The sequence below is a fragment of the Sorangium sp. So ce117 genome (genome assembly GCF_051524395.1).
Lineage (GTDB): Bacteria > Myxococcota_A > Polyangia > Polyangiales > Polyangiaceae > Sorangium > Sorangium cellulosum_B.
On sequence record NZ_CP150309.1, the window covers coordinates 2,914,788 to 2,932,760 of the forward strand.

At 72.2% G+C, this 17,973-nt stretch carries 12 protein-coding genes; 3 read left to right on the forward strand and 9 right to left on the reverse strand.

Annotated features, from left to right (window positions below; translation table 11 throughout):
* Positions 1 to 24 precede the first annotated feature (24 nt).
* From WMF46_RS11080 to WMF46_RS11090, 3 genes are all read right to left on the reverse strand, one after another.
* Positions 25 to 672, reverse strand: a complete 648-nt coding sequence (locus WMF46_RS11080; protein ID WP_437985580.1) for a Uma2 family endonuclease — start codon at positions 670 to 672, stop codon at positions 25 to 27.
* 162 nt (positions 673 to 834) lie between these two features.
* Positions 835 to 2,232 (reverse strand): Si-specific NAD(P)(+) transhydrogenase, encoded by a 1,398-nt coding sequence (gene sthA / locus WMF46_RS11085; RefSeq protein ID WP_437985581.1) that lies wholly within the window; start codon positions 2,230 to 2,232, stop codon positions 835 to 837.
* Positions 2,233 to 2,282: 50 nt separating this feature from the next.
* Positions 2,283 to 2,810 (reverse strand): tetratricopeptide repeat protein, encoded by a 528-nt coding sequence (locus tag WMF46_RS11090; protein ID WP_437551803.1) that lies wholly within the window; start codon positions 2,808 to 2,810, stop codon positions 2,283 to 2,285.
* A 92-nt stretch (positions 2,811 to 2,902) separates the two neighbouring features.
* On the opposite strand from WMF46_RS11090, the gene WMF46_RS11095 reads away from it, so the two are divergent.
* The 3 genes from WMF46_RS11095 (at position 2,903) to WMF46_RS11105 (ending at position 6,418) form a co-directional block, all read left to right on the forward strand.
* Positions 2,903 to 4,933: a hypothetical protein gene (locus WMF46_RS11095; protein ID WP_437985582.1), complete on the forward strand. Its 2,031-nt coding sequence runs from the start codon at positions 2,903 to 2,905 to the stop codon at positions 4,931 to 4,933.
* 107 nt (positions 4,934 to 5,040) lie between these two features.
* Positions 5,041 to 5,814 carry an esterase/lipase family protein gene (locus WMF46_RS11100; RefSeq protein ID WP_437985583.1) on the forward strand — a complete coding sequence of 258 codons (774 nt, stop codon included), beginning with the start codon at positions 5,041 to 5,043 and terminating at the stop codon, positions 5,812 to 5,814.
* Positions 5,815 to 5,851: 37 nt separating this feature from the next.
* Positions 5,852 to 6,418, forward strand: a complete 567-nt coding sequence (locus tag WMF46_RS11105) for a hypothetical protein (protein WP_437908431.1) — start codon at positions 5,852 to 5,854, stop codon at positions 6,416 to 6,418.
* Positions 6,419 to 6,476: 58 nt separating this feature from the next.
* Here WMF46_RS11105 and WMF46_RS11110 read toward each other — a convergent pair whose 3' ends face one another.
* From WMF46_RS11110 to WMF46_RS11135, 6 genes are all read right to left on the reverse strand, one after another.
* Positions 6,477 to 10,436, reverse strand: a complete 3,960-nt coding sequence (locus tag WMF46_RS11110; RefSeq protein ID WP_437985584.1) for a protein kinase domain-containing protein — start codon at positions 10,434 to 10,436, stop codon at positions 6,477 to 6,479.
* Positions 10,437 to 10,657: 221 nt separating this feature from the next.
* The gene (gcvPA, locus tag WMF46_RS11115) at positions 10,658 to 12,022 is read right to left on the reverse strand and encodes an aminomethyl-transferring glycine dehydrogenase subunit GcvPA (protein WP_437985585.1); all 1,365 of its coding nucleotides are present in this window, start codon (positions 12,020 to 12,022) and stop codon (positions 10,658 to 10,660) included.
* Between the two features lie 56 nt (positions 12,023 to 12,078).
* Positions 12,079 to 12,480 (reverse strand): glycine cleavage system protein GcvH, encoded by a 402-nt coding sequence (gcvH, locus tag WMF46_RS11120; RefSeq protein ID WP_437551815.1) that lies wholly within the window; start codon positions 12,478 to 12,480, stop codon positions 12,079 to 12,081.
* A gap of 88 nt (positions 12,481 to 12,568) precedes the next feature.
* Positions 12,569 to 13,690 (reverse strand): glycine cleavage system aminomethyltransferase GcvT, encoded by a 1,122-nt coding sequence (gene gcvT, locus WMF46_RS11125; protein WP_437985586.1) that lies wholly within the window; start codon positions 13,688 to 13,690, stop codon positions 12,569 to 12,571.
* A 116-nt stretch (positions 13,691 to 13,806) separates the two neighbouring features.
* Positions 13,807 to 14,349 carry a hypothetical protein gene (locus tag WMF46_RS11130; protein WP_437985587.1) on the reverse strand — a complete coding sequence of 181 codons (543 nt, stop codon included), beginning with the start codon at positions 14,347 to 14,349 and terminating at the stop codon, positions 13,807 to 13,809.
* Positions 14,346 to 17,969: a hypothetical protein gene (locus WMF46_RS11135; protein WP_437985588.1), complete on the reverse strand. Its 3,624-nt coding sequence runs from the start codon at positions 17,967 to 17,969 to the stop codon at positions 14,346 to 14,348. The genes WMF46_RS11130 and WMF46_RS11135 overlap by 4 nt, the downstream gene beginning before the upstream one ends.
* Positions 17,970 to 17,973 lie beyond the last annotated feature (4 nt).

Genomic DNA, 17,973 nt, shown 5'->3' on the forward strand with positions numbered 1-17,973 from the left:
GCTTCGTCGCTCAGCGGACCGAGCTCACCTTTCGCCCCGCTCCCGGAGCCTCGCGCGCCACGCGCGCACCACGGTGGTCTGATCGCCCTTGCGCAGCATGAACTCCGTCAGCCCCGCGACGTCGAGCCCCGGCAGGAGCCGGCTCTGCCCCGCCTCCGCGTAGCCGTCCGGGCCGAGGAGGTGGATGGAGAGCTTTCCCTTCTTCAAAAACCAGACCTCGGGCACGCCGAGACCCGCATAGACGGAGAGCTTGTTGATCGTCCCGCTCTTCTCGATGATCTCGATCGCGAGCTCCGGGAGCTCCCCGTCCTCGACCGTCCCGAGCACATAGCACTCATCCGGCTCGACCCCCCGCTGCGCGAGCTTCTTGCGGACGGTCATGCTGCCGTACCCGCTGAGCGGCAGCTCCGCCTCCTCCGCGTAGGCCTCGACGAGGCGGGCAAGGATCGTCTTCCGCCCCTCGTGCGGTCCGCCCGGGCTCATCAGCTCCAGCACTCCCTCGCAGTACGTCACCCGCACGCCAGCCCGGTCGCCGAGGGCGGCCAGGATGGCCTCGTACTCCTCCCACGAGACGTCATGAACGACGAAGAGCTGGTCTTCCGAGCCGTCCGCCGCGACAGCGTCGGCGGCGCCGGCAGGGGGGGCGAGGAGGAGGGGTGCAGCGGCGGCCATGACAGCGTGCTCCTCTGCGGAGTATCACCGCCGGGCCGCACCCTGGCAACCGCCGATCCGAGCGCCCGCGCACCGCTGCCCCGCTCGACCGTCCTGACGCGCGCCGCGGCCTCGCCGGACGCTGCCAGGGGCGGGCCCCGGGCGCGCCCGGGAGCCGCGCCTTCAGAACACGCGCCCCAGCCCGTCGAGCGCCGCGACGCGGTAGGCCTCGGCCATGGTGGGGTAGTTGAACGTCGTGTTCACGAAGTACCGGATCGTGTTGTGCGGCGCAGGTTGCGACATGATCGCCTGCCCGATGTGGATGATCTCCGCGGCGTTCTCGCCGAAGCAGTGGATGCCGAGCAGCGCGAGCGTCTCGCGGTGGAAGATCAGCTTCAGCATCCCGACCTGCTGGCCCGTGATCTGCGCGCGCGCGAGCGTCTTGAACGTCGACTTGCCCACCTCGTACGGCACCTTCTCCGCCGTGAGCTCCCGCTCGCTCTTGCCGAGCGACGAGATCTCGGGCGTCGTGTAGATGCCCGTGGGGATGTCCCGGACCAGCTTGTCGTCGGCGTGGCCGCAGATGTGGCTGGCCGCGTACCGGCCCTGGTCGTAGCTCGCGCTCGCGAGCGCCGGGAAGCCGACCACGTCGCCGACCGCGTAGATGTGCGGCTGGCTCGTCTGGAAGGTCTCGCTCACCTCGAGCTGACCGCGCTTGTTCGGCGTGATGCCGACGCTCTCCAGGCCGAGATCGGCCGTGTTGCCCGACCTCCCGTTGGCCCAGAGGAAGACCTCGCTCCGGAGCTTCTTCCCGCTCTTCAGGGAGAGCACGACGCCCTCCTTCGTCGCCTCGACCGTCTCGTGCTCCTCGCCGTTCAGGACGCGGATCCCCTTGTCGCAGAAGTGGTACCCGAGCGCGTCGGTGATCTCGTCGTCGAGGAACTCCAGGAGATGGGAGCGCGTGTTCACGAGGTTCACGGCGACCTGCATGTTGCGCAGCATCGACGCGTACTCGCAGCCGATGACGCCCGCCCCGAAGATGGTGATGCTCCGGGGGGTGTGCTCCATGCGCAGCAGCGTGTCGCTGTCGAAGACGCGCGGGTGGCTGAAGTCGATGTCGGCCGGCCGGTACGGGCGCGAGCCGGTCGCGATGACGAAGCTGTCGGCCGTGTACCGCCGGCGCTGGCCGCCGTCGCTCTCCACCTCGATCGTGTGCGGATCGACGAACCTGGCCTGCCCCGGAACGAGCTGGACGCGGTTCCGGTCGTAGAAGCTCTCCCGCAGGTCGACCTGCTCGTCGATGACGCGGTTCGCGGTCGCGAGGAGCTCGGCGAACGGGTACTCCGGAACCACATCCATCCGCTTGTAGATGGGGCTCTGGTTGATCAGGTTCATGTGGTAAATCGCGCGGCGCAGCGCCTTGCTGGGGATCGTCCCCCAGTGGGTGCAGCCCCCGCCGACCCGCGCGTAGCGCTCGATCGCCGCGACCGATTTGCCGTGCTTCGCGGCCGTCATGGCGGCGCCTTCGCCGCCCGGCCCCGTGCCGAGGATGATGAGATCGAAGTGCGGGGTGGTCACCATCGAGTTCCTTGCCTCCGGTGCGCCGAGCGCGCGCGTGCGCCGGGAGAAGGCTACTCGAACTGGAGCGGCTCGTCGTCGCCCCCGACGCCGAGCATCTCGAGGATCTGCCGCACCTCCATCGCGGCCTCGACCTCCGGGCCCGCGTCCAGGAAGCCCTGGAGGTGCTTCCGCGCGAGCGCGCGGTTGCCGCGGGCCGCGTACGCCAGCCCCATCGCGTGCATCGCCTCGCCGTCCTTCGGGAACCGGCGGAGCGCCTCCTTCGCCTGCGCGGTCGCGCCGTCCGTGTCGCCGAGGCGACGGAGCGCGTGCGACAGGGCGACCCGCGCCCCGAGGAAGCTCGGCGCGAGCCGCACGGCGGCGCGGTAAGCGTCGCGCGCCGGCTCGAGCTGGCCGAGCTCGTAGAGCGCGTGCCCGAGCAGGTTGTACGCGTACGGGTTCGACGGGGAGGCCTTGATCACGTCGCGCAGCGCGACGAGCGCCTCCTGGACTTGCTCCTCTTGCAGGAGCTCGGCCGCCTCCTCGACGGCCTCCCAGTGGGCGGCGTCGATCGATTCGTCCACCACGGCTCTGAGCACCATGGCGCGCAGTCTAGCCAGAATCGGCGCGCCGTCCTGGGCTCCTTCGTGGTACCGGCCGGGCGGTGAGGCGCCCGCCGCGGATCCGGCCGCTCTTGTGGCACGCGAGCGCCGCGATCCCGGTGCTCGGCGCCGCCGCGGCGTTCTACGGGCCCGCGCTCGCCAGGACGGGCGGCGTCTGGCCGGCGCCCCTCGACGATGTCTACATCCACTTCGGGTTCGCCCGCGCCGCGGCCCTGGGCCACCCGTTCTCGTGGATCCCGGGCAACGGCTACTCCTCGGGCGGGACCAGCCTGGCGTACCCCCTCGCCCTGGCGCCCGGGTACCTGCTCGGGTTTCGCGGCGCGTGGCTCGGCCTCTTCGCCGCGCTCCTCGCGTGCGCCGCGCTGCTCGATCTCTGCCGGTCGCTCCGGCGGCTCCTCGAGCCGCGCGGCGGGCCGGGAGCCGCCTCTTCTCGCTGGGTCGCCTGGGCCGCGCCGCTCTTCGTCGTGGCCGTGCCGCTGCTCGACTGGAGCTGGTTCTCCGGGATGGAGGTCGCGCTGCTCGGCGCGGTGATGGGCCGGGCGCTCGTCGCGGTGCGGCGCGCCGAGCTCGCCCCGCCGGCGCAGCGCCCGGCCGAGCAGCTCCGGGCAGGGCTCCTCGCCGCGCTGCTCGTCGCGACCCGGCCCGAGGCCGTCGCGCTCGCGGCGCCCCTCGCGGTCGCCGTGGCCCACGCGGCGGGCTCGCTGGGCGCGGCGGCGTCGCTCGCGCGCGCGTCCCTGCCGACCGCGCTGCTCCTCGGCGCGCAGGCCGCCGCGAACCGCGCGCTCACGGGGGAGTGGAGCGCCGCGGGGGCGGTGCGCAAGCTCATCCTCTCGAACCCGTACCCGGCGCCGCTCGAGAAGGCGCTGGAGGTGATCAAGAACCTCGCCGCGCTGCGGGTGCAGGCGCTGGAGAGCGCGCTGGGCGGCCCGTCCTACGCCTTCCTCTTGCCGCTGCTCGGCGCGATCGCGGCGCTCGACCGGCGGACGCGGCGCCTCGCCGTGCCGCTCCTGATCGGCGCCTACGGCTCGCTGCTCCTCGTCGCGCTCAACGCGACGGCGCGCTACCAGAACCTCCGCTACGCCGCCCCGGCGCTCGCGATGCTGCTCGTCGCCGCGGCCCTCGGGACCGAGGCGCTCGCGCGGCGGGGGCGGCTCGCGGCCGGCGTCGCCGCCGCGCTCGCGCTCGCGGCGCTCGCGGCGGCCTCCGCGTGGTTCCCGCGGCAGATCGACCACTTCGCCCGCTCCTCGGCCAACATCGCCGGGCAGCAGGTCGAGGTCGCGCGGCGCCTGGCCGCGCGCGCGCGCCAACACCGAGCGCCGCGGCGGGTGCTGGTCGGCGACGCGGGCGCGATCCCGTACCTGTCGGGGATCCCCGCCATCGACGGGCTCGGGCTCGGCGGGTACCGGGGGATGCCGTTCGCGCGGGCCTCGGTGCACGGGGTCCCGGCCGTTGTCGAGCTCATCGAGCGGCTCGACGCCGCCGAGCGGCCCGACGTCTTCGCCCTGTACCCCTCGTGGTGGGGCGGGCTCGCGGACGTCTTCGGCCGGCGCGTCGACGCGGTGAAGATCGAGGACAACGTGATGTGCGCCGCGGACGAGAAGGTGATCTACGAGGCGGACTGGTCGGCGCTCGCGCCGCCGGGGGAGCGCCGCGATGGGGCCATCGACGAGGTGGACATCGCCGACCTGGTCGACGAGCGCGCGCACGGCTACGCGTTCCCGTCGCCGCGCGGCGGCTGGGTCGTCGGCGCCGTGCTGCGGGACGGGAGCGACGGCGGCGGCGCGCCGCGGTTCGACGCCGGCAGGATCATCCCCGAGGGGCGCGAGCAGTCGTTCGCAATCGGAGCGGCCGCCGCGGCCGCCGCGAGCGCCCTCGGGCCCGCCGTGCTCGCGCTGCGCACCGACGGGGGCGGCCCGATCGCGATCGGCGTGGCGATCGAGCGCGCCATGGACGAGGCGCGCGTCGAGGTGCCAGAGCGCCCTCTGGACCGCTGGTCCGAGATCCGGGTGCCGCTGCGCGACGTCGCGCCGGGGGACCTTGTCCGGATCCGCGCGCTCCGGGGGACGTTCCGCAGCTTCCATGTCTGGCTGCTGCGGCCGTGATCGGCCTCCGTGCCGCCCGCGCGGCGTCCTCGCGGCGCGCGCCCGCGACACAGCGCGTCGCGAGCCACGAGGACGTCGCGCGACGGATCCATGGTAAGAGCCACCACGTGGCGAGGTGGTTCCGTGCGTCGGCCTTCGCGGCGACAGCTGGCAGGGAGGTGGCCTCGTTCGCGAGGCAGGCGGTGCTCCTGCCGTACGACACCCTCGCGCCGGTGATCCCTGACGGGGCGCGCGACGGCGACGAGGTGGTGGTCATCCTTCACGGGCTCTTCGCCTCCGCCGGCGTGCTCCGGCCGTTGCGCACGGCGATCGAGCGCCACGCCGCGATGTCTCGCGCGTCGCGGGCGCGCGGTCGGACGGACCCGGCGCGCGCCGAGCCGTCGTGGTCGGTCCACACGGCGACGATGTCCTACGCGCCGGGGCCCGGCGTCGAGGCGCTGTCGGCGCGCCTCGCGGCGCTCGTCGCGGCGCTCCCGGACGGGGCGCGCTTGCACCTCGTCGGCCACAGCATGGGCGGCATCGTGTGCCGCTTCTTCGCGCAGGAGGTCTGCGATCCGCGCGTCGTGCAGACCATCTCCATGGCGAGCCCGTTCGGCGGCATCCCGCGCGCAGGGCTGCTCGGCTTCGGCGGCGCGCGCGATCTCGACGCGTCGAGCCCGGTCCTCCGGCGCGTCCTCCTCGGGACGGCGCGGTCGAGCATCCCGCACCTGTCGATCGTCGCGGGGGCCGACACGCTGGTCCGCTCGCCCATCGCGCACGCGCTGCCGGGCGGCGAGGTGCGGGTGATGGAGGGGCGGGGGCACAACACGCTCCTCTTCGATCCCGAGGTGGCCGCGCTCGTGGCGCGGCGCATCGTCGAGCGGCGCGGCCCCGCGCGCTGACCTATCCCCGCTCGGCGCTTCGTGGTAGCTCGCTCGCGTGCGCTCGCCCATCGCCTGCCTCGCAGCCCTCGGGGCCTTGCTCGCCCCGCTCGCCTGGTCCTCGCCGTCGCGCGCGGACGCCTCCGCGTGGACCTTCGTGGGCGCCGGCGCGATCGGCTGGAAGCAGGGCGAAAGCGATCTCGTCTTCGACGGCGCGCTGTCGTGCGACGTCGGCGTCGGGACCACGCCCGACGCGCCCGTCATCGTCGGCGGCCTGATGCGCGCGACGCCGATCCTCGACAGCGGCATCGATCTCGCGCTGCTCGCCCGGGTCGCGACGCGCGGCTTCCAGGCTGGCCAGCTGGGCCTCGCCCTCGACGCGGGCGGCTACCGCCGCTTCTGGGGCGCAGGTTCCACGGGCGTGGCCGGCGCGCTCACGCTGGGGGCGCCGCTCGGCATCAGCCTCTCGCTCCAGGGGAGCTACGGGACCGACAAGGCGATGGCGTTCGCCGCCATCGCGGGCATCGACCTGCTGCGCCTCACCGTCTACCGGCAGTCGCTCCTGCCGCTGTGGCCGAACCCGTTCCCCGCGCAGCAGCGCGGGCAGGACGTCGCCTCGCGCTGACCTGGCCGCCCCCGGCGAGCGGGTTCGTCGCGCCAGCGACCCGACCAAGGCGGCGAGCTCACTCGGCGGGGCGTCCCCCCGAGCCGTCGTCGAGCCACGCCTCCGAGAGCTCGAGCGTGCGGGCATTCTCCTCGACATTGTGGAGGAAGCTGTCGCGCGTCCGCATGTCTGCGATCTGCATGGCGACAGCCAGGAGCCGGTCGCGCGCGTCGGCGATCGCAGCCCGGGCCGCGCCGCGCTCGCCCGCCGCAAAGAGCGCCTCCGCGTGCACGAGGCGGGCGAGCGCCTCGCCCTCCTCGACCTTCGTCACCGTGGCCAGCAGCGCCATGGCCGCGTGGCTCTCCGCGAGCGCCTCGGCCGACCGGCCGCGCGCGAGCAGCACCGAAGCCAGCGTCGCTCGGGCCGCGACCTGGGCTTGGTGCGCGGTCTCCAGCAGCGCCACCGCGCGGCGGGCCTCGACCTCCGCCTCGTCGAGCCGGCCCGCGCTTCGCAGGATCCCCGCCAGGTAGGTGCGAGACCAGCCCTCTCCCCGCCGGCTGCCCTGCGCGGCGCACAGGGCGGCGGCCTTCGCCTCCACCACGCACGCCTCCTCGAGGGCGCCAGTACGGCCGAGGACGCGACCCAGGTCGTGCAACGTGAAGCCGAGGACGTAGTCCAGCCCCATCTGCTCGGCTTCAGCGACCGCGGCGCGCAGGCGCGTCCTCGCTTCCGCGTACGCGCCGAGCAGGGATTCCCGGAATCCGAGGTTGCACCGCTCGACGCACGCCCTCCGTAGGTCGCCCACCTCCTCGTAGCAACGGAGCGCGCGCGCGGCGAACGCGCAGCTCTCTTCCAGATGGCCGGCGAAGAGCTCACGCATCCCGCGCTGTCGGTAAATCGGCCCGCTCACGCTCGGGTCGTCGCGAAAGCGCTCCGCGACCGACTTGATGCGCGCATCGATCGCCTCGGCCCGCTCGTGGAGACCCGCGAGCAGGAGGTCCAGCGCGATCGACGCGGCCGTCGTCACCGCCGGAGCTGTCGCCTGCCCGTCGGGCCGCCAGGCGTCTGCGAGCATCGTGTCGAGCAGGAGGAGGTCCTCCGGCTGCCCGAGGTGCCTCGCCGCCCGTCCGGCCTCGGCCAGCGCCACATACCAGGGCGCAGTGCCCCTCGGCAGCACGCGCAAGGCCACCTGGGCGCACCGACCGAACTCCGCGATGTCCCCGCGCCACCGGCGCGCCTCCGTGCGCAGCAAGAGCAGCTCCTCCCGCGCCGCGCCGCTGACCCCGAGGGAGAGGGCGCGCTCGGCCCACCGCAGCACCGCGGCGAAGTCGTTCGCGGCAAACGCCTGCGCCGCCGCGGTCCGGTAGAGCTCGGCGGCGCGCGCGAGCTCGCCGGCGCGATCGAAATGCTCGGCGATCACCGCCGCCGACGGCTCGGCGGCGCGCTCGAGCCACGCCCCCGCCAGCCGATGCCCGAGCGCGCGATCCTCCTCGGTGAGCATCCCGTAGGCCGCCTCGCGCACGAGCGCGTGCCGGAACGCGATCTCCCGCTCGCCTTGGAACCTCGAAGCAGAACGCGTGATGATCCACTCCAGGCCCTCCAGCCGGGCGAGGTGGTCGTCGATCGACCCGTCGTCCATGCCACCCAGCAGCGAGTCGATCGCGCCTCGCCAGAAGACGTCGCCGAACACGCTCCCGGCGCGCAGCAGCCGGCGCGCCATGTCGTCCAGCCCTTCGAGGCGGGACCGCACCATGGCCAGCACGGTCTCCGGAGTGTTCTGCTTGTTCCCTTCGTAGGTCGCGCGGATCAGCTCTTCCAGGTAGAACGCGTTGCCTTCGGCCTGCGTCACGATGCGCTCCAGGGTCGCTTCGCTCACCTGGTCGCCGAGCACTTGCCTCACGAGCCGCGCGCTCGCCCTGGAGGTCAGCGGATCGAGGCGAATCTCCTGGAGCTGCCGCTCGGCCCACAACCGGGGGAACACCTCGTGGACGTCCGGGCGCGCCAGCGCCAGCAGCATCCATGGCCGATCGCGGACGCGGCGCAGCGCCTCGTCGAGGTATTGAACCGTCGGCGCGTCGCTCCAGTGCAGGTCCTCTATCACCAGGAGCAAAGGGCGCTCCCCGGACACCGCCTCGAGGAAATCCACCCAGGCGCGCAGCATCTGATCGCCGAGGAGCCGGACGTCCCGGCGCGCGGCGTGCAGCTGAATGCTGTCCTCGTCGGGAAACGGCGTATTCAGGAGCTCTCCGAGGAACTCCGAGACGCGCCGCGCGTCGGCCCCGTCGAAATGCTTGTTCACGTGGGCGCGGAGCTTCTCGCGGCGCTCCTCCAGCGGCTCTCCGTCCTGGATGCCGCCGCAGGCCTGCCGCAGCGCCTGACCGAGCAGACCGAGCGCGGCGCCCGTGCGCAGCGGGTCCCCTCGGCCGACCCACAAGGCGAAGGGGGGGTCGCGCTGGCGGACGCGGAGCAGCAGCTCGTAGGCGATGCGCGATTTGCCCATACCGGCCGGCCCCGTCACGAGCACCGCGCGCGCCCTCGACTCCTCGATGGATTGGGTGCGCAGCGCCTCGATTGCCGCGATCACCCAGTCGCGCCCGACACATGCGGTCGGCCTGCCGAGCAGCGTTCGCGCGCCCTTCGCGAGCGCCTGTTCGCCCTGGAGCCACAGGCCGGTCTCCGTCTCGAGGACATCGAAGCGGGCGTCGAGCAGCCCGGCGGTCACCTCGTCGATCGCGATCGGCCGCGCCTGGCCTGCCGCGTGCGCGGCGCCGGCGGAGGGCGCGGACTGCGCCAGCGTCCGTGTCGCGCGGTCGATAAGCTCGCTGGCGGGCAGCCTCCCCGACAGCTCTGCGGTGCCCGTCGCGAGCGCCAGCTGACGGCCGCCGGCGTGCTTGCGCAGCGAGAGCGCGCAGCGGGCCGCTCGCACGGCCTGATCGGTCGCCAGGCCAGTCCCGGTGAACGTCATGAGGATCGAGCTGTCCATCAAGAGGTCGAGCTGAACCCCGAGCGCGGCGACCTCCCGGGTCATCTCCTCCGCGGCGGACGCGATCTCGGTCTCCGCGTCCGATCGCCCCGCGCCGCCGGCCATGGGTGGCTCCGGGGCCATCAGCAGCACGCACGTCACCCTTCGTTCCTTGTGGGTCAGCGATGGCGAGGGGGAGGACGGCGACGCGCGGACCGAGGCCACCGGGGTCGACACCTCTGCAATGGGGAGCGTCGCTCCCAGGCCCACCGCATTGAGCGCCGCGGCCACCGCGGCGCCGTCGCACGGGCGCTGCGCCGGGTCCTTGGCGAGCATCCGGGTGCACAGCACGTCGAGGGACGGCGGCACATCGGCCCGCAGCTCGCTCGCCCGCTGGACGTCCTCCAGCACGATCTTCAGCAGGATGGACATGAAGCTGTCGCCCCTGAAGGCCTGTACGCCGGTCAGGCATTCGAACAGCACGCAGCCGAGCGCGAATACATCGGCGCGCGCGTCGACCGCCGCCCTGCTCCGGGCCTGCTCAGGCGCGATGTAGGCGGGAGTCCCGAGGATCATCCCCGACTGGGTCATTCGTGATGCGTCGGAGAGCCGGGCGATCCCGAAGTCGAGCAGCTTCACCCGCGCGACGTCGCGCTCCACGAGGAACAGATTGGAAGGCTTGAGATCGCGGTGCACTATCCGGTGCGCGTGCACGACCGCGAGCGCCTCGGCGGCGCGCGTCACGAGCGTGACCGTCTCGTCCACGCTGAGCCCTCGACGCCCGAGCCTCGCGCAGAGATCCTCGCCCTCGAGCCACTCCATGGCGAGGTAGGGCACTCCCTGCGCCGTCATCCCGTGCGCCACATAGCGGCAGATGCCCGGGTGCTCGAGCTCGGCGAGCAGAGCGGCTTCGTGCATCAGGCGCTCGACGTTCCTCGGGTCGAGCTGCTGCAATAGCTTGACGGCGACGGGCTCGCCCGAGGCTCGATCGCGAGCCTGGTAGACTTCCCCCATGCCGCCGATTCCCCCGAGCTTTTCGATTTCGAATCGCCCGGCGATTACCTCTCCCCCCCGCATGGGGGCGCAGTATCCCCCGGATCGAGGAATACTTGCATCAGAGGAAATCTCGACCGTCTAGGCATCAGCCGGCGAGCTTGTGGGGGGCCCGCGTCGTGCCCTGCGCCTCGAATGGGCGCACCCCACTCACGTAGTCTGGTTATCCCGGCGGCGATCGCGACGCTCTGTCTCTCGAAGCGACCGTGCGTTCCGCTTGGAATCGCGCGCGGGCGTCCCCCGCGTCAGCCCGTGAACCCCGCGAGCCCATCGACGAGCCGATCGAGATCCGCGCGGCTGTGCCGCTCGGTCACGGCGACGAGCAGCTCGTCCCGCCGCCGCGCGTCGATCCGTCCGAGATCGAGCCCCGCGATGATCCCCTGATCGGCCAGCGCCCGCGTGAGCCTCCCCGCGTCCCCGCCGCGGACCTTCACGACGAACTCGTGGAACGTCGGCGCCGACATCGGCAGCGAATAGCCGTCGAGCCGCGCGATCTCCCGCTTCAGGTGCTCGGCCTTCGCGAGGCACTGCTTCGCCGCCTCCACGAACCCGCGCTTGCCGAGCATGCACATCCGCATCGTGACCGCCGTCGCGCAGAGGCCGCTGTTCGTGCAGATGTTGCTCGTCGCCCGCTCGCGGCGGATGTGCTGCTCGCGCGTCGCGAGCGTCAGCACGTACCCGCGGCTCCCGTGCTTGTCGACCGTCTCGCCGACCAGCCGGCCGGGCACCTGCTGGAGGTACTTGCGGTCGTTCCGGCACGCGAACAGCCCGACGTTGGGGCCGCCGTACTGCGGCGGCAGCCCGAGCGGCTGGCCCTCCGCCACGGCGATGTCGGCGCCGAGCGCGCCCGGCGACTCGAGCAGCGCGAGCGCGTACGGGTCCAGGGTGACCGTGATCAGCAGCGCGCCCTTCTGGTGGCACACCTCGGCCACCTTCCGGATGTCGCCCACGACGCCGAAGAAGTTCGGATAGCCCACCACCACGCAGGCCGTCGTCTCGTCGATCGCCCGCGTCAGCGCCTCGACGTCCGCCGTGCCGTCGCGGCCGACGTCGACCCCGACCAGCGACGCCTTGCCGGCCCCGATGCCGTGCACGTACGTCTCGACCGTGCCGATGTAGTCGGGGTGCACGCCCCCGGACAGGACGGTGCGCTCGCGCCCCGTCAGCCGGCGGGCCATCAGCACGGCCTCCGCGAGCGCGCTCGCGCCGTCGTACATCGACGCGTTGGCGATCGGCAGCCCGAGGATCTCGCTCACGATCGTCTGGAACTCGAAGATCACCTGGAGCGTGCCCTGGGAGACCTCGGGCTGGTACGGCGTGTAGGCCGTGTAGAACTCGCTGCGGAGCAGCAGCTGATCGGCGGCCGGCGGGAAATGGTGCTCGTAGGCGCCGGCCCCCAGGAACGAGAGCATGCGCCCTGCGCGGTTCTTCTGGGCGAGCTCCTCGAGGTGCCGCATGAGCGAGGCCTCGTCGAGCGAAGGCTCCATCGAGAGCGGGCGCGTGAGGCGCGCCTCCTTCGGGATCGCGCTGTAGAGCTCCTCGAGCGACGACAGGCCGACGGCCTGCAGCATCTCGCTGATTTCCTCGGGCGTGTGGGGCAGGTAGCGCATGGTCTTGTGCAGCGGGAAGCGGGAAGGGTGATGCGGAACGCGGAGGGGAGCGGCGCTCAGTGCGCCGCGGTCTTCAGGAGCTCGCTGTACGCGTCGGGATCCATGAGCGTGCCGAGCTCGCCCTGGTCCGAGGGGACGACCTCGATCATCCACGCCTTGCCGTAGCAGTCGTCGTTGACCAGCTCGGGGCGGCTCTCGAGATCCGCGTTCACGCGCTGGATCTTGCCGCTCACCGGCGCGAACAGATCACTCAGCGTCTTGACGCTCTCGATCGTGCCGAACGCCGTGCCCGCGGTGATCGTGTCGCCCGGCTTCACGTCGAGGTTGACCAGCGTGATGTCGCCGAGCTGCTCGACCGCGAAGGCGGTGATCCCGATCACGACGAGATCGTTCTCCTGCTTGGCCCACTCGTGGTCCTTCGTGTACCGCCGGTCCGTTCGGACATTGTCGCTCGCCATGTGACTTCTTCTCCCTTTGCCAACCTGGATCTCTGGTCGCCGCGTGCGGTCGCTCGGATCGGCTCGCCGCGGCGCGCCTCGGCGCGGGTCAGGCCCGCTTGTAGAACGGGGTCTTGACCACGACCGCCTCGACCGAGCGCCCGCGGCAGTCCACCTGGAAGGCGGTCCCTACCGCCGCCATCGGCGCGGGCAGGTAGCCGAGCCCGATGTTCTTGCCGACGGTCGGCCCCGGGCTGCCGCTCGTGCAGACGCCGACCTTCGCGCCGCTCGGGTCGAGCAGCGGGTAGCCGTGGCGCGCGATGCCGCGCCCCGTCATCTCGAAGCCGACCAGCTTGCGCGCGGGGCCCTCGTCCTTGATGCGCTGGAGCGCGGCGCGCCCCACGAAATCGCCCTTGTCGAGCTTCACCACCCAGCCGAGGCCCGCCTCGATGGGGTTCGTCGTCTCGTCGATGTCGTTGCCGTACAGCGACAGGCGCGCCTCCAGGCGGAGCGTGTCGCGCGCGCCGAGGCCCGTCGCCTCGAGGCCGAGCGGACCGCCGAGCTCGACGAGCGCGCGCCAGAGCCGCTGCGCGTCGGACGGCGAGCAGAAGATCTCGATGCCGTCCTCGCCGGTGTAGCCGGTGCGGGCCACGGTGCAGCGCACGTTGGCGAGCGTCGCGTCGCGGAAGTGGAACGGCGCGAGCTCGCGCAGCGCGGGGCCGTCGCCGCCCGTGAGCGCGACGATGTCGAGCGCCTTCGGCCCCTGGAGCGCCATCATCGCCGTGCGATCCGACGCGTCCTCGAAGCTGCAGTGGCCCTGCGCCGCGCCCCGGATGTGGGCGGCGATCTTGTCGCGGTTCGACGCGTTGCAGACGATGAGCCACTGCCGCGCGTCGATCCGGTACACGATGAGGTCGTCGAGGATCGTTCCGGCCTCGTTGCACGCGCACGTGTAGAGCGCGTGTCCGTCCTCCAGCTTCTTCACGTCGTTCGTGACGAGGTAGTCGACCACCTGTCCGGAGTGCTCGCCGCTCAGGATGATCTCGCCCATGTGCGAGACGTCGAACAGCCCGGCGGCGGAGCGCACCGCCTTGTGCTCTTCGGTGACGCCTTTGTACTGGACCGGCATCTCCCAGCCGGCGAACGGGACCATGCGGCCGCCGAGCTTGATGTGCTCGTCGTAGAGCGGCGTCCTTCGGAGCGGAGCGGTGGGGAGCGGCTTGGTCGACACGGCCGCGATCTACTTCGAAAGGTCGGAGATGTCGACTGGCGCCGACTGGCGCCGACTGGCGCCGACTGGCGCAGCGGCCCCCGCGGCGCTGGAGGTCGAGGCCGCCGCCGCCGCGCTCACTCGAGGCGGGTGGGATCGATCACCTTGCCGTCCGGCGTGAGCCCGCTGCGGCGCCAGCGCTCCTCGACCGACACGCCCTGCTCCGCAGGGGCCCGGGTCTCGTCGCGGACGACGAGCTCCGAGATGTGCGCGCGAGAGACGACCTCGATCCGGATCATCCGCTGCGGCGCGCTCTTCACGGTGGCGCGCGAGAAGATCGTCTTCGCAGGCCCGGTCTCGACATTTCCTGCGAGGACGCGCGTGCGCACGTAGTTCGCCACCCGCTCGGCAGGTATTTCACCGACGGCGAAGACGGCATCGGCGAAGCGCGCGCGCACCTTCATGCGGCGCGGGATGGGCAGGCCGAACGCCTGCTCGGCCCCCTCGGCGAGCTCGCCCGGCAGCGCCTGGTCGACCGGCGGCTTCTGGGCCGCGGCCTCGCTCGCCTGCGGCGCCGGCGCCGGCGCGCTGGCGTCGCTGCGGCAGGCGGGCGCGGCCGAAGCGCACGCGACGAGCGCGGCGAGCGCGCCGGCGGCGCGCGACAGGCTGGCTCGCGTCATTCGATGAGGGTGGCCCACGAGTCGATCTTAACGACCTTGCGCGGCCGCTGCAGCGTCCTCGTGCTCGTTCGCGTCGCGCCCCCCTGGGCGTCCGCGTCGCCGGCGGCGCCGGTGTGGAACACGAGCTGGTACTCGGGCGGGGTGGACTGCCGGACGATCGTCTGCGGGCCGAAGACCGCATCGGTGTACGCCGTCGTATCCACGCACGTCGGCTTCTGGGTCACGGCCACGCCGAAGACGATCGTGCCTGGCGACTGCAGCTCGAAGTGCTCCGGAGGAGCGGCCGGATCGACGATGAGGCAAGCGTGCGGGTACGCCGGCGTGTCCGTGTTGCCGAGCAGGTAGTCGACGCCCCAGATGGCGCCGCGCCCGTCCGCGCACGCGTAGGTCCCGGGCGCGACGGGCGTGAAGGTCGCGAAGTACGCGCAGCCGTTGAAGAGGGAGATGGGCCCGGTCACGCGCTGGCCGCCCGTGAAGGGGACGACCCAGTTCTCGCTGAAGCGGAGGCTGGTGTTGTGCGGTCGCTCGGTGATCGACCAGACCCGCGTCTCGATGGCGGCGCTCGCCGTGAACGCCTCCTGATCGCCGGTGGAGAACAGGATGACCTTGTTGCCGAGCGGATCGGTGCTCACGATCGGCGTCGTCTGGATCGGCTGGCTGCTCGCCGCGCTGTCGGTCGGGAACGAGTACGCGTCCCAGGCGAGGTCCACGGTCCAGTTGTCCGGGTCGGTGCTCGTCAGGCTGACGCGCCAGAGCGTCCCGTCGGCGTCGCCGACGTAGATGCGCTCGGCGACCTCGCCGACGCCCGCCGGGAACGGCACGGGCACGCCGGTGATCGGCGAGTCGAAGTCGACCTCCGTGGTCCGCGAGGCGATCCCGGCCGGGGCCTCGGAGGGGAGGCCGCGGAACGTGCGGAGGATCTCGCCCGTGTCCAGCCGGACGATCGTGAGCGAGCGCGACGGGCCGACGGGGCCGCCGGTGCCCGCGCTGCCCCAGCACCGGACCGAGTCGCGGACCGCCAGGGTGCCCGTCGGATAGAAGAGCGGGTGCGCCGTGTTCTTCCGGTTGCACGCGGGCTGGCTCGTATCGAGCGGAGCAGAGCCGCCGGGCAGGATGGCGACCGCGATCTCCTTGATCTGGCCGCCGGACTCCATCTCCACCATGCCGATCGCCGGCGTCGGCGTCGCCTCGCCGAACAGCGGGGCGCCGCTGCCGTCCGTGGAGAGCTGCCAGAGGAACCGCGGATCACGGGGGTTCGTCACGTCGAGCGCGTAGTAGAAGCTGCCGCCCGCGCCGCCGCTGGCGAGGAGCACGGTGTTCCAGGTCGCGTTGGCGCTGCTCACCTGCGCCGACGTGCGCTCGAAGACGACGTTCTTCACGACGGGCGCGCCGTCGAGCAGCAGCGATTGCTGGTTGAACGTCGCGAGCAGCCGGGGGAGCACGTGAGGCGGCAGGAACGACCAGAGCTCGTTGTTCTCGACCTTGTCCACCTTGAGCGGGTCCGCCGCGTTCGCCGCGGTCACCTGGAACGCGTGCAGCTGCCCGTCGGTCGTCGCCGTGTAGAGCACGAGCGGCCGGGCCGCCTGATCGGGGTGCTCTGCGAAGGCCCGGTAGGACTCGTCGGGGATGTAGTCGTTCGGCGGCCCCACGACGACCGGCGTGGAGTGATAGATGCTGCCGAGCTCGTTCCCGTCGCGGGAGGCGACGCCCGAGGGCATCGGCTGGCCGACCTCCCACTCGATGAGGCGCCGGGCGCAGTCCGCGGCGTTGGTCGCCTGCAGCCCGCCCGAGCACTGCGGTGGGACTGCCGCGCTGGGATCGAGGTCGAGCGCGCGGGACGCGCTGGAGAACGCGCTCGCGAAGATCGTCCCTTGCGCGAGCGCGCCGCTGTTGGTCACCGTGCCCGTGTAGCTGCCCAGGCCGTCCGTGGCGACGGTGGCGGGGCGGATGCTCCGGCTCGACCAGATGCGCTGCGCGGTGGTGTCCAGCTCGCCGATCACGGTGAAGAACCGCCGCGGCTGCCCGGCGTTCGAGTTGACGTTGGCCGCGAAGTCATCGCCCTTGCCGGGGTCGATGTCCTTCAGCTGCGTCGTCATGACGCCGCTCACGGACTCGCAGACGAAGCGCTTGCGCTCGAGGTTGCCGCTCCACAGCGAGCCGTCCGGCGGCGGGCTGAACGAGGAGCCGAACTGGTAGGCGACCCCCTCGTCGGTGCTGCCGTTGTTCGCGGTCGTGGTCGCGTTGGCGAAGACGGGGAGGGTGCGGCTCGTCGAGTTCGCGGCGATCTGCGCGAAGATCCTCGACATCACCGCGGAGAGCTCGTTGGCGTCGTTCGGAAAATAGCCGCGGTCGGTCCCGCCCTCGATGGCGATGCGCGAGAGCGTGCAGCACGCCTTGAGCGCGCCGGACGCGCCGTCGCAGCGCCCGCCGGCCAGGAAATCGGCCGAGGAGATCGTCGAGCAGTCGATGCCCGCCTCCGTCGAGAGGCCGAACCCGACGGTATAGGTCGGCACACGCCGGTTCGGGTTGACGTGCGTGTTGAGCGAGTGGGCGATGACCTGCGGCTCCTCGTAGGGACAGCCCGTCCCTTCGGGGCCGGGGCCGGCGCCCTGTGTGCAGGTCGGGCGCAGGTCGAGGTTCGGCTCGCCGTCGGAGATCAGCACGATCGAGGTCTTGCGGCAGCCGCCGCTGATGAACGGATCGTCGCGCGGCCCGAGCGGCCGACTCTTCCAGGTCGAGGCCTCGTTCAGGATGTAGTCGCGCGCGTCGGACAGCATCCCAGCGAGCGGCGTCGCGCCGTAGGGGCGCGCCGCGATGAGCGCGTTCTGGATGCTCTCGTTCACGCTGCGGATCTCGGTGGTGTCCGCCGTGTAGGTCGGGAAGGGGATGAGCGGCCCTTCCCAGAGCGGCGCGGACGGGTTCCTGGCGCCGACCTCCATGTCCGCGGGAGCGCAGGCGGGCGGGTTGCCCCGCGCCGGGTATCCTGCGCCGGTCTCGAACCCGAGGAAGTAGCTCCACATCCCCTCGATGCCACCCACGGGATCGGGAACGCCGGAGAGGAGCCCGGTGCTCGCGTCGGGGAGCGTGTCGAACGTCATGAGCGAGAACCGGATCCGATCCTGATAGACGTCGAGCAGGCCGGTTTCGGTCTGCGCGAACGGCGTCGCACAAGGAGTGGCCGCGTTGTCCCAGCGATGCTCTCCCAGCAGATCGTAGGTCGCCCCCGGGCCCTTCGTGCAGTGGCCCGAGATCATGCGATGGAACGGGATGTAGTAGTTCCTGTCGTAGGGCGGCTCTCCCCCGAGGCTGAACTCGTTGACGAACGCGGTGCCCGTGCGGGGCTGCGCTTCGCAGCTGAAGTTCTGGATCGGGCCCGTGAGCGACTCGACGAGCTTCGTCCAGCGGCTCTTCAGGGCCTCGGAGGCGGGGGGAGTGCCAGGGTTGCAGTCCGGCTCCCCGCCCGCCACCGTCTTCTCCATCGAGCCCGACGTGTCGACGAGCAAGAGCACGTTGGGCAGCGGCGGCTCCACATCCATGGCCTGCGCGCGTGCGCGCCCCGCGACGAGGCCGAGCGTCGCCGCGGAGCTCATTGTGACAAGGACCTTCGTCAGGTTTCGCATCGTG

Excerpts from the sequence above, each read along its gene's own strand:
- WMF46_RS11080 (WP_437985580.1), bottom strand. The coding sequence starts at position 672 with ATGGCCGCCGCTGCACCCCTCCTCCTCGCCCCCCCTGCCGGCGCCGCC.
- sthA (WP_437985581.1), bottom strand. The coding sequence starts at position 2,232 with ATGGTGACCACCCCGCACTTCGATCTCATCATCCTCGGCACGGGGCCG.
- WMF46_RS11090 (WP_437551803.1), bottom strand. The coding sequence starts at position 2,810 with ATGGTGCTCAGAGCCGTGGTGGACGAATCGATCGACGCCGCCCACTGG.
- WMF46_RS11110 (WP_437985584.1), bottom strand. The coding sequence starts at position 10,436 with ATGCGGGGGGGAGAGGTAATCGCCGGGCGATTCGAAATCGAAAAGCTC.
- gcvPA (WP_437985585.1), bottom strand. The coding sequence starts at position 12,022 with ATGCGCTACCTGCCCCACACGCCCGAGGAAATCAGCGAGATGCTGCAG.
- gcvH (WP_437551815.1), bottom strand. The coding sequence starts at position 12,480 with ATGGCGAGCGACAATGTCCGAACGGACCGGCGGTACACGAAGGACCAC.
- WMF46_RS11130 (WP_437985587.1), bottom strand. The coding sequence starts at position 14,349 with ATGACGCGAGCCAGCCTGTCGCGCGCCGCCGGCGCGCTCGCCGCGCTC.
- WMF46_RS11135 (WP_437985588.1), bottom strand. The coding sequence starts at position 17,969 with ATGCGAAACCTGACGAAGGTCCTTGTCACAATGAGCTCCGCGGCGACG.